The following is a 26,111-nucleotide window of genomic DNA, read 5'->3' on the forward strand; positions in this document are numbered from 1 at the left end:
TTTCGCGGTGCGACGCTGCATACCACTTTTGAGCGAAGTGAGTTCGCAGTGGTTCCATTCTAGGCTGGTTATGCCCGGTGTATCTGAAATCCCTCAGCGGCCGGTCAGCATCGCATCGGCCGGAGCGTCAGCGCGCAACTGCCCGGTGAGCAGGAAGTAGCCGAAGCCGACTGCCATGAAGCCGAGGAAAATCAGCCCGATCAGTGCGTTGAACCAGGCCATGGCGATCAGGCACACCACTGCCAGCACCAGTGCGATCAGCGGAATCAGCGGGTAGCACGGCGCACGGAAAGTACGCTCGAGATTCGGTTCGGATTTGCGCAGTTTGAACAGGCTGAGCATGCTCATGATGTACATCACGATCGCGCCGAACACGGCCATGGTGATCATCGCGGCGGTCAGGGTCATGCCGCCGAGGTTGATCAAGCCGTCGCTGTAAATCGCGGCGATGCCGATGATGCCGCCGGCGATGATCGCGCGGTGTGGAGTCTGGAAGCGCGAGAGTTTCGCCAGCGATGCCGGCAGGTAACCGGCGCGGGCGAGGGCGAAGAACTGCCGCGAGTAGCCGAGGATGATCCCGTGGAAACTCGCCACCAGGCCGAACAGGCCGATCCACACCAGCATGTGCAACCAGCCGGAGTTGTCGCCGACCACGGTTTTCATCGCCTGTGGCAACGGGTCGTTGATGTTCGCCAGGGTGCGCCAGTCACCGACGCCGCCCGCGAAGAACATCACGCCCATCGCCAGTAATACCAGGGTCAGGATCCCGCTGATGTAGGCCTTGGGGATCGTGCGCTTGGGATCCTTGGCCTCTTCGGCGGCCATCGCCGCGCCTTCGATGGCGAGGAAAAACCAGATCGCAAACGGAATCGCGGCGAACATCCCGGCAATCGCCGGCACACCGAACACATCGGAACCGGCCCAGCCATTCAGGGCAAAGCTGCTGAAGCTGAAGGCCGGTGCGACCACACCCATGAACACCAGCAATTCGATCACCGCCAGCACGCAGACGATCAGTTCGAACGTCGCCGCCAGTTTCACACCAAGAATGTTCAAACCCATAAAGACGATATATGCGCCGACCGCTGCGTGTTTCGGATCGAGCGCCGGAAACTGCACATTCAGGTAGGCGCCAATCGCCAGGGCGATGGCCGGCGGCGCGAAGACGAATTCGATCAGCGTGGCCAGCCCGGCAATCAGTCCGCCTTTTTCCCCGAAGGCTCGGCGACTGTAGGCGAACGGCCCACCCGCATGAGGAATCGCGGTGGTCAGTTCGGTGAAGCTGAAAATGAAGCAGGTGTACATGGTCGCGACCATGAACGAGGTCACCAGAAAGCCCAGTGTACCGGCCACGCCCCAGCCGTAACTCCAGCCGAAATACTCGCCGGAAATCACCAGCCCGACAGCGATGCCCCACAGGTGCAAGGTGCCCAGCGTGGGTTTGAGTTGTGTGTTCATGCGCATGCTCCCTGAACGGTTTGGAAAGCTCGGGGGAGGGCGTGTGCAGTGGGCGTGCCATTGCCGTGAATCAGGTCGTAATGTGAAGAAAGCTGTCGTATCGAGGATGTTCGCGGTGGGATAGCTGCGTTTTGTGCGCCAGTTGGGTGCGATGTAGGCGGTTATGCCGTCTTCGCGAGCAGGCTCGCTCCCACATTTTTGAAATGCGCTCGCCCAGACAACGCCTACTCCTGTGGGAGCGGGCTTGCTCGCGAAGAGGCCAGCCCATACGGCGCAAAACCCACCTGTAACGCCAGCATAAACCCACTCTTTACGCTTTCTTTATGCCCAGCCAACTCCCTCGGTCTCGCGCCTTTACAGCCTCCTTTCCGACAATGCCCCGACAAGCGGCAATACGCCGTAACACGGAGATCTTCCATGAGCGTTCTGGACGGGGTGTCCCTGCTGTTGGCAGCCGGGCTGTTCATTTATCTGTTGGTTGCGCTATTGCGCGCGGATCGGGGCTAGGAGCGGCTATGCACAGTTATGACTATTGGCTGATCCTCGCGTTTTTTGCGGTGGTGTTGTTGCCGGCGCCGTTCCTCGGGCGCTTTTACTACAAGGTGATGGAAGGTCAGCGCACCTGGCTGACGCCGATTCTGGGCCCGGTCGAACGTGGCTGTTATCGCATTTCCGGGGTTGATCCGCAGGCTGAACAGAGCTGGCAGAAGTACACGCTGGCCTTGCTGGCGTTCAACCTCGCCGGTTTCCTGCTGCTGTTTGCGATCCTGCTGTTCCAGGATCACCTGCCGCTGAACCCGCAAAACCTGCCGGGCCAGGAATGGACTCAGGCGTTCAACACCGCGGTCAGTTTCATGACCAACACCAACTGGCAGTCCTACAGCGGTGAAGCGACCCTCAGCTACCTGAGCCAGATGGTCGGCCTTACCGTGCAGAACTTCGTCAGCGCCGCTACCGGCCTCGCCGTGCTGGTTGCACTGTGCCGTGGCATCGGTCGCAAGTCGGCGAAGACCCTGGGCAACTTCTGGGTCGACATGACCCGCGCCACCCTCTACGGCCTGCTGCCGCTGTGCCTGCTGCTGGCGCTGTACCTGGTGTGGCAGGGCGTACCGCAGACCTTCGCGCAATATGTGAACGCGGTGACCATGCAGGGCGTTGATCAAGTGATCCCGCTCGGCCCGGCGGCCAGTCAGATTGCGATCAAGCAATTGGGCACCAACGGCGGTGGCTTCTTCGGTGTCAACTCGGCGCACCCGTTCGAGAACCCGACCGCGTGGAGCAACCTGTTCGAAGTCACTTCGATCATCCTGATCCCGGTGGCCCTGGTGTTCACCTTCGGTCACTACGTCAAGGACCTGCGTCAGAGCCGCGCGATCATCGCCTGCATGCTCGCACTGTTCCTGATCGGCGGCGCAACTTCGCTGTGGGCCGAATATCAGCCTAACCCTGCGCTGAACAACGTTGCCGTCGAGCAGACCGCGCCGCTGGAAGGCAAGGAAGCACGCTTCGGCACCACCGCCACCGTGCTGTGGTCGGTGACCACCACCGCGGCGTCGAACGGTTCGGTCAACGGCATGCACGACAGCCTCAATCCGCTCAGCGGCATGGTCGCGCTGGTCAACATGATGGTCGGCGAAGTGATCTTCGGCGGCGTCGGTGCCGGGCTCTACGGCATGTTGCTCAACGTGCTCATCGCGGTGTTCCTCGCCGGCCTGATGATTGGCCGCACCCCGGAATACCTCGGCAAGAAACTGCAGGCGCGGGAAGTGCAATTGCTGGTCGTCACCCTGCTGGTGATGCCGGTCGGCGTGCTGGTGCTCGGTGCGATTGCCGCCACTCTGCCTGGCCCGGCGGCGACTATCAGTAACCCCGGCCCGCACGGTTTCAGCCAGTTGCTCTATGCCTACACCTCGGCCAGCGCGAACAACGGTTCGGCCTTCGGTGGCCTGAGCGCCAACACGCCGTTCCACAACCTGATGCTCGGTCTGGGCATGTTGATCGGTCGCTTCGGTTACATCCTTCCGGTACTGGCTTTGGCCGGCAGCCTGGCGATGAAGAAAACCGCACCGATCGGCCAGAACAGCTTCCCGACCCATGGCCCGCTGTTCGTGACTCTGTTGACCGTGACCATTTTGCTGGTGGGCGGCCTGACGTTCTTGCCGACGCTGGCGCTGGGTCCGATTGCTGAACACCTGAGCATGGGTTTCTAAGGAATAGATCATGAATATGCCTGCAATCAAACCCGCTGCCGTCAAGGCACCGGAACAAGCGAAAACCGCGATCTCGGCCCTGTGGCGTCCGGCGCTGCTGCAAGCCTTCGTCAAGCTCGACCCGCGCCAACTGGTGCGTTCGCCGGTGATGCTGGTGGTCGAACTGACGGCGATCTTCACCACCGTGCTGTGCTTCATCCCGGACAACGTCGTGCCGACGTTCGTCGCCGCGCAGATTGCCCTGTGGCTGTGGTTCACCGTGCTGTTCGCCAACTTCGCCGAAGCCTTGGCCGAAGGTCGCGGCAAGGCCCGCGCCGACAGCCTCAAGGCTGGCAGCGAAGGCCTCAGCGCACGACGCAAAATGGCCAATGGCAGCTTCCAGGTGGTGCCCGCCGCCAACCTGCGCAAAGGCGATGTGGTGCGCGTCGAAGCGGGGGAGATGATCCCCGGTGACGGCGAAGTCATCGAAGGCATCGCCGCGGTCAACGAAGCGGCGATCACCGGTGAATCGGCGCCGGTGATTCGCGAGTCCGGCGGCGACCGCTCGGCGGTCACCGGCAACACGCGCCTGGTGTCCGATTGGCTGCTGGTGAAGATCACCGCCAACCCCGGTGAATCGACCCTCGACCGTATGATCGCGCTGGTCGAAGGCGCCAAACGTCAGAAAACACCGAACGAAATCGCGCTGGATATCCTGCTGATCGGCCTGACCCTGATCTTCCTGCTGGTGGTCGTGACCCTGCAACCGTTCGCCCACTTCGCCAACGGCAGCCTGCCGCTGGTGTTTCTGGTGGCGCTGTTGGTCACGCTGATTCCGACCACCATCGGTGGCCTGTTGTCGGCTATCGGTATCGCCGGGATGGATCGACTGGTACGGCTGAACGTGATTGCCAAATCCGGGCGTGCAGTGGAAGCGGCCGGTGACGTGCACGTGCTGTTGCTGGACAAGACCGGCACCATCACCTTCGGTAACCGCCGTTGCAGCGCGGTGTATGCCGCGCCGGGCGTGAGTGGTCGCGAGTTGGCCGAAGGCGCGTTGTTCGCCTCGCTGGCGGACGAAACCGCCGAGGGCAAATCCATCGTCGAATACCTGCGCGGTCTGCACCCGCAAACCGAGCCGGCGCTGGATAGCCTGACAGCGGTGCCGTTCAGCGCGGAAACCCGCTTGTCCGGTATCGACTATCAGGGCCGCGTGTACCGCAAGGGCGCAGTCGATTCGCTGCTGGCGTTCCTCGGTCAACAACGCTCCGATCTGGCCCCGGCACTGTCGCGGGAAATCGACAAGATCGCGCAGAGCGGCGGTACGCCGTTGCTGGTTTGCGCCGACGGCAAACTGCTCGGTGCGATCCACCTCAAGGACGTGGTCAAGCCAGGCATTCGTGAGCGTTTCGCCGAGCTGCGCAAACTGGGGATTCGCACGGTGATGGTCACCGGTGACAACCCGTTGACCGCGGCGGCCATTGCGGCAGAAGCGGGCGTCGATGACGTACTCGCCGAAGCCACCCCGGAGAAGAAACTCGCACGCATCCGTCATGAGCAGAACGACGGTCGTCTGGTGGCGATGTGTGGCGACGGCGCCAACGATGCTCCGGCGCTGGCCCAGGCTGACGTCGGCATGGCGATGAATGACGGCACGCAAGCCGCACGCGAAGCCGCAAACATGGTCGACCTCGACAGCGACCCGACCAAGCTGCTGGACGTGGTGCAGATCGGCAAGGAATTGCTGGTGACCCGTGGCGCGCTGACGACTTTCTCCATCGCCAACGACGTCGCCAAGTACTTCGCGATTCTGCCGGCGCTGTTCGCCGCGATCTATCCGCAACTGGGCGTGCTGAACATCATGCACCTGACCAGTCCGCAGAGCGCGATCCTTTCGGCCATCGTCTTCAACGCCCTGATCATCGTGGTGCTGATTCCACTGGCATTGCGTGGCGTACGCGTACAGGCAGCGAGTGCCGCGGCACTGCTGCGGCGCAATCTGCTGATCTACGGACTGGGCGGGATTCTGGTGCCGTTCGTGGGGATCAAGGCGATCGACATGCTGCTCACGGCTTTGCATTTGGTTTGAGGTTGGAAGAGCCCCTCACCCTAACCCTCTCCCGGAGGGAGAGGGGACTGATCGAGGTGTTTGTAAGAGGCGTACCGACCTGGGATAGCGAGCCGAACTCAGGTCTGGAAAAGCGCAGAGATCGGCTCCCTTTCCCCTCGCCCCCTTGGGGGAGAGGGCTGGGGTGAGGGGGAAAAGATCTCCCTGGCACCCCGCAAAAGTTTGCCCAACGAATTCGAGGATTTTGCAATGTCCACAATGATACGTCCGGCCCTGAGCCTGCTGGTGCTGATGACCCTGATCACCGGCGTGGCCTATCCACTGGTGGTGACTGGCGTTGCGCAGGTCGCTTTCCCTGAACAGGCCAATGGCAGCCTGGTGCACGATGCCGATGGCAAGGTGCGCGGCTCGTCCCTGATCGCTCAGGATTTCGTCGGTGATGCGTGGTTCCATCCACGTCCTTCGGCGGGCGCGTTTGCAACCGTGTCGAGCAGCGCCAGCAACCTGGCGCCGAGCAATCCGGCACTCGCCACACGGGTGATCGATGACGCCAACAAGTTGCAGGTGCCCGGCCAGGGGCCGGTGCCATTGGCGCTGCTGACCACCTCCGGCAGCGGCCTCGATCCGCACTTGCCACCGGCGGCAATTGCCTATCAACTGGCGCGTGTCGCGCAAGCGCGCAATCTCCCGGTGTCGACCCTGCAGCAACTGCTCGATGCGCACATCGAACAGCCGCTGGTGGGGCCACCGGTGGTGAATGTGCTGGAGCTGAACATGGCGCTGGAAAAACTGTAATTCTGCGGCGCTGCCATTCGCGAGCAAGCTCGCTCCCACAAGAGCAACACTGAACCTGTGGGAGCGAGCTTGCTCGCGAAGAGGCCATAACTGGCAACACATCAACATCTGACTGAAGAGATCAAGCATGAGCGACGCCGGCCGCGCCGACGCACTGTTAGCAGAACTGCCCCGCGACGGCCGTGGCCGACTCAAGGTTTTCCTTGGCGCCGCCCCCGGTGTCGGCAAGACCTACGCCATGCTCCAGGCCGCGCACACGCAATTGCGTCAGGGCGTGAAAATCATTGCCGGCGTCGTCGAAACCCATGGCCGAGCGGAAACCGAAGCGCTGCTCGGCGGTTTGCCGCAGCAGCCGCTGGTGCGCTCGGAATACCGTGGCGTGATGCTCGAAGAAATGGACCTCGACGGCTTGCTCGCGGCCAAACCGAAACTGGTGCTGGTGGACGAACTGGCGCACACCAACGCCCCCGGCAGTCGCCACGCCAAGCGCTGGCAGGACATTCAGGAACTGCTCGCCGCCGGCATCGACGTGTACACCACGGTCAACGTCCAGCACCTGGAAAGTCTCAACGATCAGGTGCGCGGGATCACCGGTGTGCAGGTGCGCGAAACCCTGCCGGACTGGGTGCTGCAGGAAGCCTACGAACTGCTGCTGATCGACCTGCCACCGCGTGAATTGCTGGAGCGTCTGCGCGAAGGCAAGGTCTACGTGCCGGAACAGGCGCGGGCGGCGATCGATGCGTTTTTCACCCAGACCAACCTCACCGCGCTGCGTGAACTGGCGATGCAAACGGCGGCCGCGCAGGTCGATAACGATCTCGCTCAAGGCTATCGCCAACTCGGTCAGGCGGCGCCGGCGGTGCGCGGGCGTTTGCTGGTCGGCGTCGATGGCGATGCGCATGCCGAACGCCTGGTGCGCCACGCCAGCCGGGTGGCCCAGCGTCGGCATCTGCCGTGGAGTCTGGTGCATGTCGACAACGGCACGGTGCGCGACGAGCAATCGCGCCTGCGCCTGCAAAATGCCCAGCAACTGGCCGAACGCCTCGGCGGCGAAGTGGTGTTGTTGCGCGCCGGCGAAGTGGCGAAAACCCTGATCCAGCATGCCGCCGAACGCCGGGCAAGTCTGGTGCTGGTCGGCCAGTCGCGGCCGAGTCTGCGCCGTCGCCTGTTGGGCGGTGGTCTGGCGGCGCGTTTGCTGCGTCAGGCCCACGGCCTGGAAATCAACGTGCTCGACAATGATCGCGAGCAGCCTGCGCCGCGCCTTCGCGTCACGCCGACGCTGGTGTGGTTCGATTACGCGCTGGCACTGGTCGCCACGGTATTGGCCAGTGCGCTGGCGTGGGCGGTGTCGAGTATTTTGCCGCTGCCGAACATCTCGCTGGTGTTCCTCGCAGCGGTGTTGCTGGTGGCGGTGCGCAGCAGCCTGGGGCCGGCGCTGGCGTGCGCGGCGCTGTCGTTTCTGACTTACGATTTTTTGTTCATTCCGCCGAATTTTTCCTTTGCCATCCAGCGCGAAGAAGACGTTCTGACCTTGCTGTTCTTCCTGTTGATGGCCGCGCTCACCGGTAATCTCGCCGCACGCCAGCGCCGCCAGTTACAGGCCCTGCGCGACACGCAGGAGGAGACCAGCGAACTGCTCGACCTGTCACGTAAACTGACTGCCGCGACGGATCGTCAGGCGGTGATCAGCGCTGCGGCGCAGCACCTCAATGGCTGGAGCGATTTGCAGTTGTGCCTGCTCAATCGGGACGGGCAGGGCGGCTGGAAAGTCGAGACCGGCGGGCCGCTGGAGTTCACCGAGGCGGAACGGGCTGCGGCCGATTGGGCCTGGCAGCACGATCAACCGGCCGGCATGGGCACCGGCACGCTGCCGTTCGGTCGCTGGTGGTGGTGGCCGCTGTCGGTGGAGGACGGGCCGCTGGCGCTGCTCGGGGTCTGCGCCAAAGAGGGCCAGACCTTGAGCGGCCAGCGCCGACGCCTGCTCACCGCGTTGAGTCAGCCACTGGCTCAGGCATTGTCCCGGGCGCAACTGGCCGATGATCTGGAAGCCGCGCGCCTGCACGGCGAAACCGAACAACTGCGCAGTGCGCTACTGGCCTCGGTGTCCCACGATCTGCGTACACCGCTGACGTCCATGCGCGGCAGTATCGACAGCCTGTTGGCCCTCGGCGAAGCCATTCCGCTGGAGGATCGCCGCGAGTTGCTCGAAGGCACCCGCGATGAAGCCGAACGCCTCGATCGCTATATCCAGAATCTGCTCGACATGACGCGCCTCGGCCACGGTGCGTTGAAGCTGGCGCGGGACTGGGTGTCGCCGGCAGACATCGTCGGCAGTTCGCTCAATCGCTTGCGTGCGGTACTCGCGCCATTGCAGGTCAGCACCGACGTGCCCGCCGAGCTGCCGTTGCTGTTCGTGCACGCGGCGCTGATCGAACAGGCGCTGGTCAATGTGCTGGAAAACGCTGCGCGGTTCTCGCCGACCCATGGGCGTTTGCAACTGCGTGCCGGCGCCAGTGACGAAGAGATTTTCTTCTCGGTCAGCGACGAAGGCCCGGGGATTCCCGAGGACGAGCGGGCGAAGATTTTCGACATGTTCTACACCGCCGCGCGGGGTGATCGCGGAGGGCAGGGCACGGGGCTGGGGCTGGCGATCTGTCAGGGCATGGTCGGCGCGCATGGCGGGCGGATCAGCGTGGCCGACGGCATCGACGGCCGCGGCACCTGCATCACCCTGCACCTGCCGTTGCAGACGCAACCGGGGATGGACAATGAAGCCTGATCGCGACTGCGCTACTCTCTTGCCAATCTTTTGTGTCGATGTGAATTCATGAGCCAGACCGCGACCATTTTGGTCATTGATGACGAACCACAGATCCGTAAATTTCTGCGCATCAGCCTCGCCTCACAAGGCTACAAAGTGCTGGAGGCCGGCACCGGCGCCGAGGGCCTGGCCCAGGCGGCGTTGAACAAACCCGACCTGCTGGTGCTCGACCTCGGCTTGCCGGACATGGACGGCCAGCAGGTGCTGCGCGAGTTTCGCGAGTGGGCCACCGCGCCCGTGCTGGTGCTCTCGGTGCGCGCCAGTGAGGGGCAGAAAGTCCAGGCGCTGGATGGCGGCGCCAACGATTACGTGACCAAGCCGTTCGGCATTCAGGAGTTTCTCGCCCGGGTCCGCGCGTTGTTGCGTCAGGCGCCGGCCGGCGAGGCCCAGCAAGCGGCGCTGACGTTCGGCCCGCTGACCGTGGATCTGGCTTATCGGCGGGTGCTGCTCGACGGTGTCGAAGTGGCGCTGACCCGCAAGGAATACGCGGTGCTGGCGCAACTGGCGCGGCATCCGGGACGGGTGATCACCCAGCAGCAATTGCTCAAGGATATCTGGGGGCCGACGCATACCGAGGACAGTCATTACCTGCGGATTGTGGTCGGGCATTTGCGTCAGAAGCTGGCGGATGATCCGACCCGGCCGCGGTTTATTGTGACGGAGGCGGGGGTTGGGTATCGGCTGTTGAGTGAGAACAGTCTGTAGGTTTTGTGTGGTCTGGTCTGGCCCCTTCGCGAGCAAGCCCGCTCCCACAGTGGTCGGTGTGATACACAAATTTTAATAACACCCCAGAACCCTGTGGGAGCGGGCTTGCCCGCGAAGAGGCCCTGAAAGCCAGCCGAGAACTTCAGGGCTCTCTGCTCTGCTCACTCTCGTACCGATCCAGCGTATCCCGCGCAATCTCCCGCCCCAAAGCGATCAACTCCGGCGCTTTGTAGAACTCGAAAAACCGACACACGCGCTTCGGCACGTTGATCAGGATGTCCGGCGGATAGCCGGCGATCTTGTATTGCGCCAGCGAGGTCTGCATCACCTCGAAACTCTGGTTGATCAGGTCCAGCAGTGACGCCGGTCCGACGTTGTCGATGATGAACGAGCCGGTGGCGGATTTCGGCGCGCCTTCGCGTTCGGGAGCCGCTGCCGGTTGCTGGCTCTCCGGTTCGCTGCCTTCCAGCCACGGGTTGATCTCGCCCGCTTCGGCGCGCAGCGCTTCCTGCTCCAGCAACAGCAACTGCTCGGCCTGTTTGCGGCGGAACGGCATCTTCGAACCCAGCGAACTGAGCAAGCTGTCGAAGCGCGAACGAAAGGCTGGCGGGCGCTGGATCACCGGCAATTTGTAGTGGCGCTGGTTGGTCGCGTTGAGGTTGACCGCGATGATCAGATCACAGTGGCTGGAGACCACCGGCACGATCGGCAACGGGTTGAGAATGCCGCCATCCACCAGCATCCGGTTACCCTGCATCACCGGGGTGAACAGGCTGGGAATCGCCGCCGAGGCGCGCATCGCCTGATGCAGGCAGCCTTCCTGGAACCAGATTTCCTGCTGGTTGGTGAGGTCGGCGGCGACGGCGGTGTAGGGAATGCGCAGGTCTTCGATATTGATCTCGCCGACGATCTTGCGGATCTGCCCGAAGACTTTCTCACCGCGAATCGCCCCGAGGCGAAAGCTCACGTCCACCAGACGCAGCACATCCAGATAATCGAGCGTTTCGATCCAGGTGCGGTACTCGTCGAGTTTGCCCGCCGCATAGATCCCGCCGACCACTGCGCCCATCGAACAACCGGCAATGCAGGCAATGTCGTAACCGCGTCTTTCGATCTCCTCAATGACCCCGATATGGGCGTAGCCCCGGGCGCCTCCGGAGCCCAGCACCAGTGCGACACGCTTTTTCATCAAACTTCCTCCCCCGACAAGGCACCACAATGCACCCATCCATGGGCGGGCGACAATCGCCAGAGTCGTTCGGGGCGGCAGCAGAGTCGTTTTCCGATACTGTGTGACCCGTCGGGGTTATCTTTTCGTCACCGCAGATTCACCGGGCGCCAAGGCACTTTTTTCGCGCCGTAACGTCTTACCTGCACGACTGTTGACCTATTTGAGGAGTTAGTGATGAAAGCCTGGATCTGTGTGCCGTTGATCGCGCTGGCATTGGCCGGTTGCGCTGGCAAGACTGCTTATCGCGACAGCTGCGGCAGTCAGCTCGATGCGGCGTGGCATGAACTGGATCTGGCCAAGGCCGAAGGTTTCGCCGGCACGGTCAGTTACTCCAAGGCGCTGTCGTTGCTGACGGCTGCCAAGACCCAACAGCAATTTGAAGGTTTCGAGGGCTGCAGCAACAAAGCCGAGAAGGCACGTTTCTATATTCGCGAATCCCGCGCCGGGCGCTAAGCTGCTGACTTGACGCAAGGATGCGGCTGGCGGACCACGGCAGACTCATCCTTCAAACCATGTGAATCAGGAGCAAGCGATGTCTGCGTTGGTTGACCGGTTGGTGGCTCATGTCCTGAGTCTGGAAGTGCGTTTGCTGGCCTGTCAGGCGCGTATGACTGCGCGTACCGACCCCGAGGCGCTGCACGACTTGCGCACCACGGTGCGCCGCTTGCGCAGCCTGTTGCGGCCCTTGCGTGGCTTGCCGGGTGTAGAACAACTGGAGGGCGCCGCGTCGGCGGTCGGTCAGTTGACCACACCGTGGCGCGACCGCGAGGTGCTGGCTGCCTACCTGCTCCAGCACGATCAACCGCAGGCCGCGCAGCGGCGCATGGCGCAGATGGCGGAAGCGTATCCGACGCTGGCGGCGAGTGCCGAGGTGGCTTCGCTGCTGATCATCCTCGACGCGTTCCCGCGATTCCTGCGCGCCTCCGAGCGCCAGGGATTGCTCAAGGGCCTGGCCAAACGAATCGAAAAACGCCTGCACAAACAATGGAAAAAACTCGACCAGGCCCTGCACGATCCTGCCCACGATCGGCATCGCCTGCGCTTGCTGATCAAGCGCGTGCGCTATGGCATCGAAGCCTATCCGGAACTGGATCGCCTGCCTGAAGCGGCGCTGGCACGGCTGAAGTCGGCGCAGGGCGCGCTGGGCGACTGGCACGATTGCTGGCAGTGGCTGGCGCGGGCCGAGCTGGAAAGCGATCTGCAACCGTGCGTCGCGACCTGGCAGGCGGGCCTGATCAAGGCTGAAGCCAAGGCCGATCGGGTGCTGGATAAACTCAGTTCAAGCTGCTTCAAATCCTGAATCCACTCATATCCCCTGTGGGAGCGGGCTTGCTCGCGAAAGCGCTGTATCAGTAGACACATCGGTGACTGACACAGCGCTTTCGCGAGCAAGCCCGCTCCCACATTCGAATATCTTCCTGACCTTAAGGCCTTTCTGTCAGTCCATTTGACCGGAATAGACGCTGCGGCGCTCTCTCATGCTGGTTAAGATCGCAGCATTCAATTTTCGCTTGCTGAGGTTGTCATGCGCTTTTCCGATCTGCTCGATGCGGTCCGTCGCGATCCAGAACTGACCATTCCCGCCGAGTGGGGCCAGGGTCGGGCCAGTTTTGGTGGCCTGGTCGCGGCGCTGCAATACGAAGCCATGCGCGCGAAAGTGCCAGCCGAGCGCCCGGTGCGTTCGCTGGCGATCACCTTTGTCGGCCCGGTCGAGCCGGAAGTACCGGTGAGTTTCGAAGTCGATGTGTTGCGCGAAGGCAAAGCAGTCAGCCAGGTGTTGGGGCGGGCCATGCAGAACGGTCAGGTGGTAACGATCGTGCAAGGCAGTTTCGGCGCTTCGCGGCCCTCGGAAGTGGCGGTTGAGGCCTATCCCGCTGCCGAAATGAAACACTGGGATGAATGCCAGGAGTTGCCCTATATCAAAGGCGTGACCCCGGAGTTCATGCGGCATCTATCGATGCGCTGGAGTGTCGGCGGCATGCCGTTCACCGGCAATAAATCGCGGCAGATGGGCGGTTGGGTGCGTTTGCGTGGCGATGTGAAGGAAGAGCCGGTCAATGAGGCGCATCTGTTGGCACTGGTGGATGCATGGCCACCGGCATTGTTGCCGTATCTGAAGAAGCCGGCACCGGGCAGTACGCTGACCTGGACCATTGAATTCGTGCAGCCGCTACGCGACTTGAGCACCCTGGACTGGTGCAAATATCTGGCAGACATCGAATACGCCGCCGACGGTTACGGCCATGTCGCCGCCAAGCTGTGGAGTGCGGACGGGGAGTTGATCGCCATGAGTCGTCAGACCGTAACGATTTTTGCCTGAATCAATGCCGACGGTGCCGCTCCCGCCAGGCGCGCCACCAGCCACCGCTGAGCAAGAACCGCGGAAAGGTCAGGAACTGTTCGACCAGCAAGCGTGACACTGCATCCTGGCGGTCGCTGAACGGCTCGGAGGCTTGCGCCTCCAGGCTGTGGCCGTGGCGCTGCAAAGCCAGCGCCGCGACAATACCAATCACGCCGATGGCGACACTGGCCAGACTCAGGCTGAACACGCCAGAGACGATCAACAGAAACGCGACGATGAACAACGGTACGGCAATCAGGTGCAACACCAGATTGGTCGGGTGCTGGTGATTGTTCGGGTACGCGCGCCATTGCCACGCGGGAAGGTTGGGGTGACGTTTGCCCATGTTTGCTACTCCTCGATCCATGTTGAACACATGGTTGGAGAATAGGCCGGGGCGGGTGGGGCGGCGAATCAAGGTTGGCTATTGAAGTGATAGGCGTCATCGCCGAATTCGATGTTGACCCGACTGACGCCTTCGCGAGCAAGCCCGCTCCCACAGGGGATTGGTGTACGCCACAGATTCCCTGGGGAGCGAGCTTGCTCGCGAAGGCGTCGTCAGAGTTTCAACTGACCAATAGCCTTGTTGAGCTCCCCGGCCAACGTCGCCAACTCATTACTGGTGGTCGCCGAATCCACGGTCTGCTGCACGGTATTCTCGGTCACATCACGAATGCTCACCACCGCCCGATTCATCTCTTCCGCGACCTGACTCTGCTGCTCCGCCGCCACCGCAATCTGCGTGTTGCTCTCACGCATCTGCGCCACGGCGCCAGTGATTTCCGCCAGCGCTTCGCCAGCCTCCTGCGCCTGCTGCACGCAGTCGTCGGCCTTGTACGAACTCTCCTGCATGAAGTCCACCGCATCGCGCGTGCCTGCCTGCAGTGCCGAGACCATGGTGGTGATTTCATCGGTGGAGGTCTGCACGCGCTTGGCGAGGTTGCGCACCTCATCGGCGACCACCGCAAAGCCACGACCCATCTCGCCGGCACGGGCCGCTTCGATGGCGGCGTTCAGCGCCAGCAGATTGGTCTGCTCGGCGATGCTGTGAATCACGCTGACCACACCGTTGATTTTCTGGCTGTCCTCGGCCAGACGCTGAATCATCTCGGCGGTTTGCTGCACGCCGCTGGAGAGTCCGGCAATCGACTGCTGCACACGGCTGACCACTTGCTGGCCGCTGCCGGCCAGACTGTCGGCGGTTTGCGACAGGTCGCGAGTGGCACCGGCGTGCTGCGCGATGTGATAAACCGTGGCGGTCATTTCGTTGATCGCGGTGGCGGCCTGATCGGTCTCGCTCTGTTGACCGAGCATGCCGTGGCGCACGTCGTTCATGCTCGCCGCCAGACGTGCGGCACCGACGTCCAGTTGCCGCGCGGTGTTGGCGACGGTGGTGACCACGCGCTGATAACCGGCCTGCATCGCATTGAACGCATTGGCCATCTGCCCGACTTCGTCCTTGCAGGCCAGCGGCACGCGGGCCGAGAGGTCACCGCTTTTTTCGACGTGCAGCATCACGTCTTTCAGCGTGTTGAGCTGACTGAGCAGGAAACGGATCAGCAACTGTGAGGCGCAAAGCATGGCGAACATCAGGATGAACACCGCCACGGCGTAGTTGGCAAAACGCTCGCTGAACACTTGCGCCAGGCTTGGGCCATAGGCAATGACCGCGACTTGCTGGCCGTCGGCGCGACTGAACACTTCGGCACCCATCAGCGGGTTGTTGCCGAACAGCGGCAGGTGATTGATCTCGTTCCAGCCGTTGCTTTCGCTGATCTCCAGCACAGGTTGGTCGTTAAGGCGCGGCGCTTCACCGCGTTTGAATGTCAGCACCTGGTCAGCCTTGGGCAACGCCTGCCCGGCCGGCCAGGCCTTGAGCAATTGCGCCTGAGCCTGAGCAGACGCTTGTGAGGCTTGGCTGCGGGCCTGCTGCTCGAGTTGCACGGCGTACAGCACCAGCAGCAGGGTGGTGACGAAAGCGACCGCATTGACCGCCCAGAATTTGTATTTCAGCGAGATATTGCTAAGCCAGGCACCCATGGAGGTCTTCTCTGATAGCGGAAACAGTTTTGGCAAGGTGCCAGTATTGTGCCGCTATGCAGGTCTGAAGATCTTGATACAGGTCAACAGGTTCTACGCTGAGCCCCTTTGTGGGAGCGGGCTTGCTCGCGAATGCGGTGTGTCATTCAGCTCATTTCTGCCTGACACACTGCTTTCGCGAGCAAGCCCGCTCCCACAATGGGATTTGAGGTGTATCAGGGCAGGGTGGGCAGGTTGAAGAATGCGCGGGCGCACGCTGTGGTATGTGCTGCCAGATCTTCCTCTGTCTCGCCGCGATGCAGCGCCACTTCGCGCAGCACTTCGGTCAGATACGCCGGTTCATTACGCCCGTTCTTCGGCTTTGGGCGCAAGGTGCGGGGCAGCAGGTACGGCGCGTCGCTTTCGAGCATCAGCCGTCCGCGCTTGATCTCCTTGACCAGCGGATGCAGGTGCGTGCCCCGTCGCTCGTCGCAGATCCAGCCGGTGATGCCGATGTGCAGGTCCAGATCCAGGTAACTGAACAAGGCTTTTTGCTCGCCGGTAAAGCAGTGCACCACGGCGGCGGGCAATTGATCGCGGAAGTCCCTGAGGATTTCCAGCAGACGCTGACTGGCGTCACGCTCGTGCAGGAACACCGGTAACTGCAGTTCTGCGGCCAGCGCCAGATGTTCTTCGAGGACTTTTTCCTGCTGCGGACGCGGCGAGAAATCCCGGTTGAAATCCAGCCCGCATTCGCCCACGGCGACCACGTTTGCTTCTTGCAGCAGACTGCGCAAACGGCGCGCGCTGTCAGCGTTCCAGTCACTGGCCGAATGCGGGTGAATGCCGGCGGTGGCGAACAGTCGCTGGCCGCTTTGATCCAGTTGCTGGCACAGCTCCAGCGCCTGTTCGCTGCCCTCGACGCTGGTGCCGGTCAGCACCAGTTGGCAGACCCCGGCAGCGTAGGCGCGGTCGAGCACGGCCTGATGTTTTTCGGCGAAACTTGGGTTGGTCAGGTTGACGCCGATATCGATGAGTTGCATGGTTGCTACCTCGGGCCGAAGGCCGGAAAGCATACCAGAGCTGTAGATTCATAAGAAAAGCCAAGAACTACAACGAGTTATAGCTGTCTTTTGATGCCGCGAGACTGCTTGGGTTGGCGCAAATGCCATCCTCGTGCCAGTCTCTTGCACTTTGTCAGCGCTCCAGGCGCTCTGTTTTCGTCGGCGATTTCGACCGTTCAGCGGTTAGAAAACGCCCCCGTATTCTTTCCGGAGAGTGGATGCATCGTCCCTCGGTTTTGCTCCTGTTGTGTGCGTCGCTGCTGCTGCCGATAACGGCGGTTGCGCGCTTGCCCGGGCCACTGCAAGCCGTGCCGGCCGCCAAGGTCCGCGACCTGTCGGAGATACGCAGTAGTCGCGTGTTGCGCGTGCTGGTCAACCAGAGTCGCAACAGCTCCGGTGAAGTCCAGGGCCAGGCCATCGGTGTCGAATACCATCGCCTGCGCGCCTTCGAGCAATACCTCAATGGCCACGCCCGCGATGGCCAGGAAATCACCCTAAAAATCATTCCCAAAGCCAAGGATCAACTGCTCGGCGCGTTGCAGCGCGGCGAAGGTGATCTGGTCGCGCCCGGCGAACTGCTCGATCTGCAACCCGGCCACGCGGTGGCCAGCAGCGAGCCGATCGCCAGCAACGTGCCGCTGGTGCTGGTCGGCATCAAGGGCGAGCGTCGCTACACCAAGGTCGAACAGCTTTCCGGCAAGACCCTGGCCTTGCCGACCGGCAGTGCGGCGGGGGAGGCGGTCAGTCAGCTCAATCAGAAACTGGCGCTGCGCAAACTGGCACCGATCAAGATCGAATGGGTCGATCCGACCCTGGCGGTCGAGGACGTGCTGGAGATGGTGCAGGGCGGGATTTTTCATCTGACCATCGTCGAGCAACCGATCGCCGAACGCTGGGGCAAGATCCTGCCCAAGCTGCGTTTCGATCGGCAATTGATGATCAGCGAGCCGGGTGAGGAATACTGGTTTGTGCGCCGTGATGCCTCGATGCTGCGGGCAAGCATTGATCGCTTCCTGGTCGGCTACAAGAAACCGGCGAACGAGGATGCTGAGTTTCTGCGGATCTATCGGCGCCTTTACCAGGTGCACTATCCGTTGGCCAAGGCTGATCGTCAGCGTCTGGAAAAACTGCGCCCGACCCTGCAAAAACACGCCGACGCGCAAAGCATGGACTGGCTGAATCTGGCGGCGCTGGCCTTCAAGGAATCGGCCCTGCAACCCAGCGCCCGCAGCGGCAGTGGGCCGACCGGGCTGATGCAGATCACCCCGTCCGCCGCGCAGCGGGTCGGGGTGAACAACATCCAGAATCTTGATGCGAATGTGCAGGCCGGGGCCAAGTACCTGGCGATGATCCGTCGCAAGTTTTTCAACAGTCCGAAACTCAATGAGCGTGAGCGCATGGCGTTCACCCTGGCGGCCTACAACATCGGCCCGGAGCGTGTGCAAGGCATGCGCGCCGAGGCACGGCGGCGCGGGCTGAATCCGAACCAGTGGTTCTTTCAGGTCGAGCGCATCGCCATGGAGCAGGTGGGCATGGGGCCGGTCAGCTATGTTAATAGCGTGAACAAGTATTACCTGGCGTTCGACCGGGAGCGGGAGTCGTTGGAGCCCCGGGGACAGAAAGTAGCCTCACGCAAATAATCAAATAAATCGATTGGTATGGTGGAATATTTCCGCTTTTAACATGAAATTATCTGATTAATATGGCGGCCAACCAACACACACTTCTCCAAAAGGAATGACCCACATGAGCTCTCTGATCAACAAGGTACTGTTCACCCGCGCCGGTTACGGCCTGACCATTCTGCGTATCGCTGTTGGCGTGATCTTCGCCGCCCACGGTTCGCAAAAGCTGTTTGGTCTGTTTGGTGGTTACGGTCTGGCGGGGACTGCGCAGTACATGGACAGCCTCGGTCTGCACCCGGGTTACCTGATGGCCACGCTGGCCGGCGGCACCGAGTTCTTTGCCGGTCTGGCGCTGATCATCGGCCTGCTTGTGCGTCCGGCAGCCTTGGGTCTGACCTTCCTGTCGCTGGTGGCGATCTTCACCGTTCACATCAGCAACGGTCTGTTCATGGCCAACAACGGTTACGAATTTGCTCTGGCGCTGCTGGGTGGCAGTCTTGCGGTGATGATCGAAGGCGCCGGCAAACTGTCGGTGGATCGCGCCATCGCCGGTTGAGCGCTCTGGCTCCAGCAAAAGGCCCGCATTGTGCGGGCCTTTTTTGTTGCGGCCGATTCTTGACACTCATCGGTCACGTTCTCTAGGATGTTGCTCATGCGCCGATTTAAACAGCTACTTGCGGGGCGCCAGGTGACTTCTACAGTTGCCGTCAGAAGCCGGAACAGGGCTTCGAAATACCGCTAAAGCGCTGGTTCGGTGTTGCCTCTCACCTGCCATGCAGACTTTTGAGGCAGAGACACGACACGATGAATGCACTACGCCCTCCAGCACGTCCCGCGCCGATCACGGCTCATATCACCCAGCGCAACCCAAAAATCCTGCTTGGCGGCAAACACCAGCCGACGCTGTTGCGTTATCTCGATGGCTGGCCACGTCGCAGCGGCGGTCCTGCCGCGTTCCTGATCCAGTTTGTCGAAGATGGTGAATCGCTGGCGCGCTTTGCCAGTGACAGTTTCGATCTGGCAGTGATTCAGGCACCGACCCAGGAAGATGCCCCGGAAATGATCAAGCAACTGGTTCGCGTCGCGCGGCAGGGTTTGATCACCCGCCGCTGAAACGCTCAGGGATAGTCGATCGCCACGATATAGACAAATTGCTCACCGGTTGGCGTCTGTACCCGGACTTCGGCGTCCAGCGCCTTGCCGATCAAGGCGCGGGCCAGCGGTGAGTCGATGCTGATCAGGCCGAGTTTCAGATCCAGCTCATCCGGGCCGACGATGCGGTAGCGCGACTGCTTGCCGTCTTCGTCCTCGATGGTCACCCATGCACCGAAGTAGACCTTGTTCGGATCGCTGGGTTTTTCGCTGACGACCTTCAAGGCTTCGAGCCGCTTGGTGAGAAAACGCACGCGGCTGTCGATCTCGCGCAGCATTTTCTTGCCATAGGTGTACTCGGCGTTTTCCGAGCGATCACCCTGCGCCGCTGCCTCGCTGACCGCTTGCGTCACCTGCGGGCGGCGCACATGCCACAGCTCATGGAATTCGGCGCGCATCCGCGCTTCACCTTCAGGGGTGATCAGCGCGGTGCCGGCGGTGCGGGGAGGGCGATAACGGCTCATGGCAGCTTCTTGTGGTGACGAAGACAGGAGTCTATCAACCCTCGCGCAGGACTGTCAGCGGACTCGCATTCAACGCCCGGCGTGTGCCGAATACACCCGCCCCACCAATCAGCACGGCGCCGATCAATGGCAGCACCAGCAACCATGGATGTGGATGCCACGGCAGATCGAACGCATAGCGATACAGCACCAGGCTCACTACCTCCGAACCAATGGCTGCCAGCAAACCGCTGACCGCCCCGAGCAAGCCGAACTCGATGCGCCGGGCCTTGACCAGCAACTGCCGTTGCGCCCCCAGCGCACGTAACAGCGCGCCTTGGCGAATGCGTTCATCCAGGGTTGCCTGCAAGCCGGAGAACAGCACGGCCATCCCCGCCGCCAACACAAACAACAACACGTATTCCACCGCCAGGGTGACCTGGGCGAGGATGCTGCGCAGTTGTTCCAGCAAGGCTTCGACCTGAAGAATGGTCACTGCCGGAAATGCCCGCGACAGCTCGACAATCTGCTGATCGTGACCGGGTGCCAGATAGAAACTGGTCAGGTAGGTTGCCGGCAGATCCTTCAGGGTGCCGGGCTGGAAGATCATGAAGAAGTTCGGCTGGAAGTTGTCCCAGTTGATCTCGCGCAGGCTGGTGACTTTCGCTTCACGATTGACTCCGCCCACGCTGAACACCATGTGATCGCCGAGTTTGAGCTTGAGGCTTTCGGCGACTTTGCCTTCAACTGAAACGCCCGGCACGTCATCCGAGGGTTGCTCGGTCCACCAGGTACCGGCGGTGAGCTTGTTGCCGGCCGGAAGGTCAGCCGCCCAGGTCAGGCTCAAGTCACGTTGCACCGCGCGATCACCCGCCGAATCCTTGCTGACGATCTGCTGCACCGGTTCGCCGTTGATGCTGATCAGCCGTCCCGGCACCACTGGATACAGCGGCGCCGCTTGTGCGGACACCTTGATCAAATGATCGGTGAAGGCCTGTTTGTCAGCCGGCAGGATGTTCAGGGCGAAGTAGTTGGGGGCGTTTTTCGGCAACTGGTTTTGCCAGGTGTCGAGCAATTCACCGCGCAGCAGAGCGATCAGCGCCATCGACAGCAGGATCAACCCGAACGCCAGCGCTTGCCCGGCAGCGGCCAGCGGATGACGCAGCAACTGACCCAGACCGAGGCGCCACGGCAGAGGCGCACGGGCGAGCATCCGCCGCAGGCTGTTGAGCAACAACAGCAGCAAGCCTCCCAATAGCAGCGCAGCGACCACACCACCGCCCAGCAGGGCGAAAGTCAGCAACAGATCCAGACTCAGGCGCCACATGATCAGGCCCAGCGCACCCAGCGCTGCGCCATAAACCATCCAGGTGCTCGACGGAATCGGCAGCATGTCGCGACGCAATACGCGCAGCGGTGGCACCCGGCCCAGCGCGGCAAGCGGTGGCAGGGCGAAACCGGCCAGTGCCACCAGCCCGGTGCCGATCCCGGCGAGCGCCGGAAACAGGCCGCCCGGTGGCACATCGGCGGGTAGCAGATCATGCAACAGAGCGAACAGTCCCAGTTGCGCCAGCCAGCCGAGCACGGCACCGCTGAGGGCGGCGAACAGGCCCAGCACGGTCAGCTGAATACTGAACAGCGCCATCGTTTCCCGGCGCGACAGCCCGAGGCAGCGCAACAGCGCACTGGCATCGAAGCGGCGGCTGGCGAAGCGGTTGGCCGATAACGCTACGGCCACGCCGGCCAGCAACACCGCGACCAGACTGGCCATGTTCAGATAACGCTCGGCCTTGCCCAGTGCACCGCCAATCTGCCGATTGCCGTCGCGCGCATCTTCGATTCGCTGGTTGGCCGCCAACCCCGGTTTGATCAATTGCCGGTAGGTCTCCAGCGCCTGCGGTTGACCGCGCCACAACTCGCGGTAGCTCACGCGGCTACCGGGCTGCACCACGCCGGTGGCCGCGAGGTCGTCGAGGTTGATCATCACCCGAGGCGTGAGGCTGTAGAAGTTGCCGGCGCGATCCGGTTCGTAGGTCAGCACGCGGGTCAGCTTCAGGGTTTTCATGCCGACGTCGATGCTGTCGCCGATCTTCAGATCCAGCGCAGTCAGCAGACGTGCCTCGACCCAGGCTTCACCGGGTTGCGGCTCGCCGCCCGAGGTTTCAGCGGCAAACGGGGCCGGGGCGCTTTTCAGTTCGCCGCGCAGTGGGTAGGCGCGGTCGACGGCTTTGATGCTCGATAACTGAATACCGTTGTCAGTGGCGATTACGCTGGAAAATTCCACCACCTGCGCATGATTCAAGCGCAGCTCGGTGCCGCTGCGGATCTGTTCGTCGCGGGCCGGCGAGCTGCCCTCAAGCACCAGGTCGGCGCCAAGGAACTCGGTGGCGCGCAGCATCATTGCGCCGTTGAGGCGGGCGCCGAAGTAGCCGATGGCGGTACTCGCCGCGACCGCCACCACCAGCGCGAAAAACAACACTCGCAATTCCCCGGCGCGGGCATCGCGCATGAGTTGACGTAGCGCGAGACTGAACAGACGCAACAGCGGCAGACGTGCCATCAAGGCTCCAGAGGGGCGACCAGCAGCCCGGCTTCAAGTCGGATCAGACGCCGGCAGCGATGGGCCAGGCGTTCGTCGTGGGTCACCAGCACCAGGGTGGTGCCGCGCTCCTTGTTCAATTCAAAGAGCAAATCGCTGATGCGCTCGCCGGTGTGGCTGTCGAGGTTGCCGGTGGGTTCGTCGGCGAACAGCACGTCCGGCTCGGCAGCGAAGGCCCGGGCAATCGCCACGCGCTGTTGTTCGCCACCGGACAGCTGGCGCGGCGAGTGCGTCAGGCGCTGGCCGAGGCCGACCCGTTGCAGCAGTTCAGTAGCGCGCTCACGGGCGTCTTTGCGGCCATCGAGTTCCAGCGGCAGCATGACGTTTTCCAGCGCGTTGAGGCTGTCGAGCAACTGGAATGACTGAAAGACGAACCCCACGTGTTCGGCACGGATGCGCGCGCGCTGGTCTTCGTCGAGGTTGCCCAGGGATTGCCCGGCGAGGATGACTTCGCCGCTGCTTGGCAGGTCCAGGCCGGCGAGCAGGCCGAGCAGGGTGGATTTGCCGGAACCGGACGCGCCGACGATGGCCAGGCTGTCGCCCTTGTTCAGTTCCAGGCTGAGTTCGTGCAGGATAGTCAGTTCACCTTCCGCGCTGGGAACCACTTTGCTGAGGTTCTTCGCGGTGAGAATGCTTGCGCCCATGGAGAATCCGATGCGTGTTTGGTTTTTGAGTGCTGGCCTGGCCTTGATGTGCATGGCCCAGAACGCAGCGGCGGGTACTGTCCTGATCGTTGGCGATAGTATCAGCGCCGGTTTCGGACTGGATACCCGCCTGGGGTGGGTATCGCTGCTTGAGCAACGGCTCAAGCAGGAGGGTTTTGACGACAAAGTGGTCAATGCCTCCATCAGCGGCGACACCAGTGCCGGAGGCCAGGCACGCCTGCCGGCGCTGCTTGCAGAGCACAAGCCGGCACTGGTGATCCTCGAGCTTGGGGGCAATGATGGCCTGCGCGGAATGCCGCCAACGCAATTGCAACAAAACCTTGCGGCGATGATCGACAGCTCGCGTCAGAGCGGCGCCAAGGTGCTGCTGCTGGGCATGCAATTACCGCCCAACTACGGCAAGCGTTACACCGATGCCTTCGCCGAGGTCTATGGCAAAGTTGCGGACGATAAAAAGATCCCGCTGGTACCGTTTTTCCTCGACGGCGTGGGCGGGCATCCCGATCTGATGCAAGCCGATGGTCTGCACCCGGCAGCCGGGGCTCAGGGCAAGTTGCTGGAAAATGTCTGGCCGACGCTAAAACCGCTGTTATGAGGCTTTTCTAGTGGCAGGCTTTCGGCTAATGTGGCGCCCCCTTATTTGGAGCCCCCGATGCCGCGTCCTGCCTGGTCCCTGTTTGCCTACCAACTGATCGAGCCTGACGAACAGCTGGATCTGTTCGCCTGCCAGGAAGTACGGGTGCATCTGGTGACCCGTCAACTGGAACTCGGTGGCTCGGCAGACCGCACGTTGTGTGGCAGTCTGCTGCCCGCACAACCGCGCTGGTCGAGTGTGGATCGTCGGGTGTTTCAGGATCAGCGCCTGTGTTCGTTATGCCGCGCGATCCTTGAGTCGCAGAAGCGCGGGACGTCGCCGATCTGGCCTGAGTTGCGTTTCGAGCTTTAGGATCAAAAGATCGCAGCCTGCGGCAGCTCCTAAATGAAGACTTCTGGCTGCCCATCGGCGCATCTCCCCGAATTATCGAGGTGCGGTGTACAATCGCGCTCTTATACCCTTGTTGATCATGCGAAGGATTTTCCGGATGTTGCCGCGCTTTCCTGCCGTCACCCGCTGCCTGTCACTTGCCGCCCTGTGTGTGGCCGGTCCCGTTGCTGCATTGGAGTTTCCCCTGCCACCACCCGGTGAGGACATCATCGGCCAGGTGCAGGTGATCAAGGCCAAGTACGAAGATACCTTCGCTGACCTGGGCACCACCTACGATCTGGGTTATTCGGAAATGGTCGCGGCCAACCCGGGCGTTGACGCCTGGCTGCCGGGCGCCGGTACCGAAATCGTCCTGCCGACCCGCTTCATTCTGCCGCCGGGTCCGCGTGAAGGCATCGTGATCAACCTCGCCGAGTACCGCCTCTACTACTACCCGAAAGGCCGGAACGTGGTGTACACCTTCCCGCTGGGGATCGGGCGTGAAGGTTGGGGGTCGCCGATCGCGCATACCACCATCACCGCGAAGACACCGAACCCGACCTGGACGCCTCCAGCGTCGATCAAGGCCGAACACGCTGCTGATGGTGATCCGCTGCCGAACGTGGTGCCGGCCGGTCCTGACAACCCGCTGGGTCCGTTCAAGTTCAGTCTTGGCACGCCGGGTTACCTGATCCACGGTTCGAACAAGAAGTTCGGCATCGGCATGCGCACCAGCCACGGTTGCTTCCGCATGTTCAACAACAACGTGCTGGAAATGGCTGCAATGGTGCCGGTCGGTACCTCGGTGCGCATTCTCAACGACGCGTACAAGTTCGGTCGCAGTGGCGGCAAGGTGTATCTGGAAGCGCACACGCCGATCGATGACAAGGGCAACCCGTCGGTGGTCGACAAGCACACAGCGGTCATCAATGCGATGCTCAAGCGTGAGGATATTGCCAATAACGTGCGGGTGAATTGGGATGTGGTGCGCGATGTAGTCGCGGCTGAAGACGGCTTGCCTACCGAAATCGGTACGCCGGGTGCGGCAGCGCCGATGGTTTCGAGCACACCGATCGACCTGCAGCAGTAAGTTCGATCCAGACCCGCCGATGCGTGAAGCGTCGGCGGGTTTTTTATTGCCCGGACAAAAGTACCGGCCATAAAAAAGCCGACCCAAAAAATGGGTCGGCTTGATAACAATCCCGAGGGATTATTACTTGCGGCTAGCTTTGTCCAGCATGCGCAGAGCACGCTCGTTAGCTTCGTCAGCAGTCTGTTGTGCTTTTTGAGCAGCAGCCAGAGCTTCATCAGCTTTACGGTAAGCTTCGTCTGCACGAGCCTGGGAGCGAGCAGCTGCGTCTTCAGTAGCGGTCAGACGTGCTTCGGTTTCTTTCGATGCGCTGCTGCAACCGGTAGCCAGAACTGCGGCCAGAGCCAGAGCAGAGAATTTCAGAACGTTGTTCATCGTGTTCCCCTTCAAGGACTTTCAATTAAGTGGCTTTCTCCTCCGATTGAGGAAATAGCCGGCGTACATACTACCCATTACTTGTAGTAAGTAAACTGACCTAACGCAAGAAGCAAAAAAAATTGTAGGCGCTGATTCTTTTTCGAGCAACTTTTAACTGGGCTGTATAAAAAATATCCAGCTGCAAGCCCCGGCTTGAGCGTGTTAATGAGAAAAAGTTCCCTTGGCCCGGTGCTGTTTCTGCGTCTTGCACCAAGTCTGCCTAGATGAATTCGTCTACACTTTTGTTCCGATTTTGCATGATGCCTCACATATCTTTGTCGCTCTTGAGGTGACTTTAAAGAAGAGGCTGCGTCTTAAGTCTCGACATTCGGCAATGTTCCGGCGAGCGCTTCGGGAAGATCTTCCCCGCGCCCGCCGCTGCGTCCATCGGAGTCACCCGGTCAACGAGCACGATGACGAGCGCACCTTGAGCATTTTCGCCAATGGTGCCTACTATTTATCACG

24 protein-coding genes are annotated in these 26,111 nt (G+C 61.8%); 15 read left to right on the forward strand and 9 right to left on the reverse strand.

What is annotated here, in order from left to right; translation table 11 throughout:
* Nucleotides 1-93: 93 nt before the first annotated feature.
* Nucleotides 94-1,458 carry an ethanolamine permease gene (gene eat / locus M0814_RS09675; protein ID WP_003226855.1) on the reverse strand — a complete coding sequence of 455 codons (1,365 nt, stop codon included), beginning with the start codon at nt 1,456-1,458 and terminating at the stop codon, nt 94-96.
* A 417-nt stretch (nt 1,459-1,875) separates the two neighbouring features.
* Between eat and kdpF the strand changes: the two genes are divergently transcribed.
* From kdpF to M0814_RS09705, 6 genes are all read left to right on the forward strand, one after another.
* Nucleotides 1,876-1,965, forward strand: a complete 90-nt coding sequence (gene kdpF, locus M0814_RS09680) for a K(+)-transporting ATPase subunit F (RefSeq protein WP_003226853.1) — start codon at nt 1,876-1,878, stop codon at nt 1,963-1,965.
* An 8-nt stretch (nt 1,966-1,973) separates the two neighbouring features.
* Nucleotides 1,974-3,668 (forward strand): potassium-transporting ATPase subunit KdpA, encoded by a 1,695-nt coding sequence (gene kdpA, locus M0814_RS09685; protein ID WP_003226852.1) that lies wholly within the window; start codon nt 1,974-1,976, stop codon nt 3,666-3,668.
* A gap of 10 nt (nt 3,669-3,678) precedes the next feature.
* A complete protein-coding gene (gene kdpB, locus M0814_RS09690; RefSeq protein WP_103484360.1) occupies nt 3,679-5,736 on the forward strand; it encodes a potassium-transporting ATPase subunit KdpB in 2,058 nt (685 codons plus the stop codon).
* A 228-nt stretch (nt 5,737-5,964) separates the two neighbouring features.
* Entirely contained in the window at nt 5,965-6,510 is a 546-nt protein-coding gene (kdpC, locus tag M0814_RS09695) for a potassium-transporting ATPase subunit KdpC (protein ID WP_003226848.1), read from the forward strand.
* Nucleotides 6,511-6,637: 127 nt separating this feature from the next.
* Entirely contained in the window at nt 6,638-9,289 is a 2,652-nt protein-coding gene (locus tag M0814_RS09700) for a sensor histidine kinase KdpD (RefSeq protein WP_103483845.1), read from the forward strand.
* Nucleotides 9,290-9,337: 48 nt separating this feature from the next.
* A complete protein-coding gene (locus tag M0814_RS09705; RefSeq protein ID WP_003226844.1) occupies nt 9,338-10,036 on the forward strand; it encodes a response regulator in 699 nt (232 codons plus the stop codon).
* Between the two features lie 142 nt (nt 10,037-10,178).
* Here the strand turns inward: M0814_RS09705 and M0814_RS09710 are convergent, their stop codons facing one another.
* The gene (locus M0814_RS09710; protein WP_003226842.1) at nt 10,179-11,225 is read right to left on the reverse strand and encodes a patatin-like phospholipase family protein; all 1,047 of its coding nucleotides are present in this window, start codon (nt 11,223-11,225) and stop codon (nt 10,179-10,181) included.
* A 216-nt stretch (nt 11,226-11,441) separates the two neighbouring features.
* Between M0814_RS09710 and M0814_RS09715 the strand changes: the two genes are divergently transcribed.
* From M0814_RS09715 to M0814_RS09725, 3 genes are all read left to right on the forward strand, one after another.
* Complete coding sequence (locus tag M0814_RS09715; protein WP_007963692.1) at nt 11,442-11,720, forward strand: hypothetical protein; 279 nt, start codon at nt 11,442-11,444, stop codon at nt 11,718-11,720.
* Nucleotides 11,721-11,799: 79 nt separating this feature from the next.
* Entirely contained in the window at nt 11,800-12,567 is a 768-nt protein-coding gene (locus M0814_RS09720) for a CHAD domain-containing protein (RefSeq protein WP_103483844.1), read from the forward strand.
* 225 nt (nt 12,568-12,792) lie between these two features.
* Nucleotides 12,793-13,587 carry an acyl-CoA thioesterase domain-containing protein gene (locus M0814_RS09725; protein WP_003226833.1) on the forward strand — a complete coding sequence of 265 codons (795 nt, stop codon included), beginning with the start codon at nt 12,793-12,795 and terminating at the stop codon, nt 13,585-13,587.
* Nucleotide 13,588: 1 nt separating this feature from the next.
* Here the strand turns inward: M0814_RS09725 and M0814_RS09730 are convergent, their stop codons facing one another.
* The 3 genes from M0814_RS09730 to M0814_RS09740 form a co-directional block, all read right to left on the reverse strand.
* Nucleotides 13,589-13,954 (reverse strand): Mpo1-like protein, encoded by a 366-nt coding sequence (locus M0814_RS09730; protein ID WP_003226831.1) that lies wholly within the window; start codon nt 13,952-13,954, stop codon nt 13,589-13,591.
* Between the two features lie 212 nt (nt 13,955-14,166).
* Complete coding sequence (locus tag M0814_RS09735; protein WP_003226828.1) at nt 14,167-15,648, reverse strand: methyl-accepting chemotaxis protein; 1,482 nt, start codon at nt 15,646-15,648, stop codon at nt 14,167-14,169.
* A 215-nt stretch (nt 15,649-15,863) separates the two neighbouring features.
* On the reverse strand, nt 15,864-16,670 hold the full coding sequence (locus tag M0814_RS09740; protein WP_103483843.1) for a TatD family hydrolase: 807 nt from the start codon (nt 16,668-16,670) through the stop codon (nt 15,864-15,866).
* Nucleotides 16,671-16,909: 239 nt separating this feature from the next.
* Between M0814_RS09740 and M0814_RS09745 the strand changes: the two genes are divergently transcribed.
* From M0814_RS09745 to M0814_RS09755, 3 genes are all read left to right on the forward strand, one after another.
* Nucleotides 16,910-18,331: a transglycosylase SLT domain-containing protein gene (locus tag M0814_RS09745; RefSeq protein WP_103483842.1), complete on the forward strand. Its 1,422-nt coding sequence runs from the start codon at nt 16,910-16,912 to the stop codon at nt 18,329-18,331.
* A 106-nt stretch (nt 18,332-18,437) separates the two neighbouring features.
* A complete protein-coding gene (locus M0814_RS09750) occupies nt 18,438-18,872 on the forward strand; it encodes a DoxX family protein (protein ID WP_003226822.1) in 435 nt (144 codons plus the stop codon).
* 248 nt (nt 18,873-19,120) lie between these two features.
* Nucleotides 19,121-19,429: a hypothetical protein gene (locus M0814_RS09755; RefSeq protein ID WP_103483841.1), complete on the forward strand. Its 309-nt coding sequence runs from the start codon at nt 19,121-19,123 to the stop codon at nt 19,427-19,429.
* 5 nt (nt 19,430-19,434) lie between these two features.
* Here M0814_RS09755 and greB read toward each other — a convergent pair whose 3' ends face one another.
* From greB to M0814_RS09770, 3 genes are read right to left on the reverse strand one after another with little or no spacing between them, the layout of a single operon-like run.
* Nucleotides 19,435-19,932: a transcription elongation factor GreB gene (gene greB / locus M0814_RS09760; protein WP_007964774.1), complete on the reverse strand. Its 498-nt coding sequence runs from the start codon at nt 19,930-19,932 to the stop codon at nt 19,435-19,437.
* Between the two features lie 34 nt (nt 19,933-19,966).
* Nucleotides 19,967-22,471: an ABC transporter permease gene (locus M0814_RS09765; RefSeq protein ID WP_103483840.1), complete on the reverse strand. Its 2,505-nt coding sequence runs from the start codon at nt 22,469-22,471 to the stop codon at nt 19,967-19,969.
* Entirely contained in the window at nt 22,471-23,154 is a 684-nt protein-coding gene (locus M0814_RS09770) for an ABC transporter ATP-binding protein (RefSeq protein WP_103483839.1), read from the reverse strand. The genes M0814_RS09765 and M0814_RS09770 overlap by 1 nt, the downstream gene beginning before the upstream one ends.
* Before the next feature lie 10 nt (nt 23,155-23,164).
* Here M0814_RS09770 and M0814_RS09775 point away from each other — a divergent pair, with 10 nt between their 5' ends.
* From M0814_RS09775 to M0814_RS09785, 3 genes are all read left to right on the forward strand, one after another.
* Nucleotides 23,165-23,770 carry an arylesterase gene (locus tag M0814_RS09775; protein ID WP_003226814.1) on the forward strand — a complete coding sequence of 202 codons (606 nt, stop codon included), beginning with the start codon at nt 23,165-23,167 and terminating at the stop codon, nt 23,768-23,770.
* Nucleotides 23,771-23,827: 57 nt separating this feature from the next.
* Complete coding sequence (locus M0814_RS09780; protein WP_003226812.1) at nt 23,828-24,121, forward strand: hypothetical protein; 294 nt, start codon at nt 23,828-23,830, stop codon at nt 24,119-24,121.
* Between the two features lie 136 nt (nt 24,122-24,257).
* A complete protein-coding gene (locus M0814_RS09785) occupies nt 24,258-25,229 on the forward strand; it encodes a L,D-transpeptidase family protein (RefSeq protein WP_003226806.1) in 972 nt (323 codons plus the stop codon).
* A 123-nt stretch (nt 25,230-25,352) separates the two neighbouring features.
* Here the strand turns inward: M0814_RS09785 and oprI are convergent, their stop codons facing one another.
* Entirely contained in the window at nt 25,353-25,604 is a 252-nt protein-coding gene (oprI, locus tag M0814_RS09790) for an outer membrane lipoprotei OprI (RefSeq protein ID WP_003199355.1), read from the reverse strand.
* Nucleotides 25,605-26,111: the final 507 nt, after the last annotated feature.

The organism is Pseudomonas sp. MWU12-2020 (assembly GCF_023100605.1).
Taxonomy (GTDB): domain Bacteria; phylum Pseudomonadota; class Gammaproteobacteria; order Pseudomonadales; family Pseudomonadaceae; genus Aquipseudomonas; species Aquipseudomonas fluorescens_H.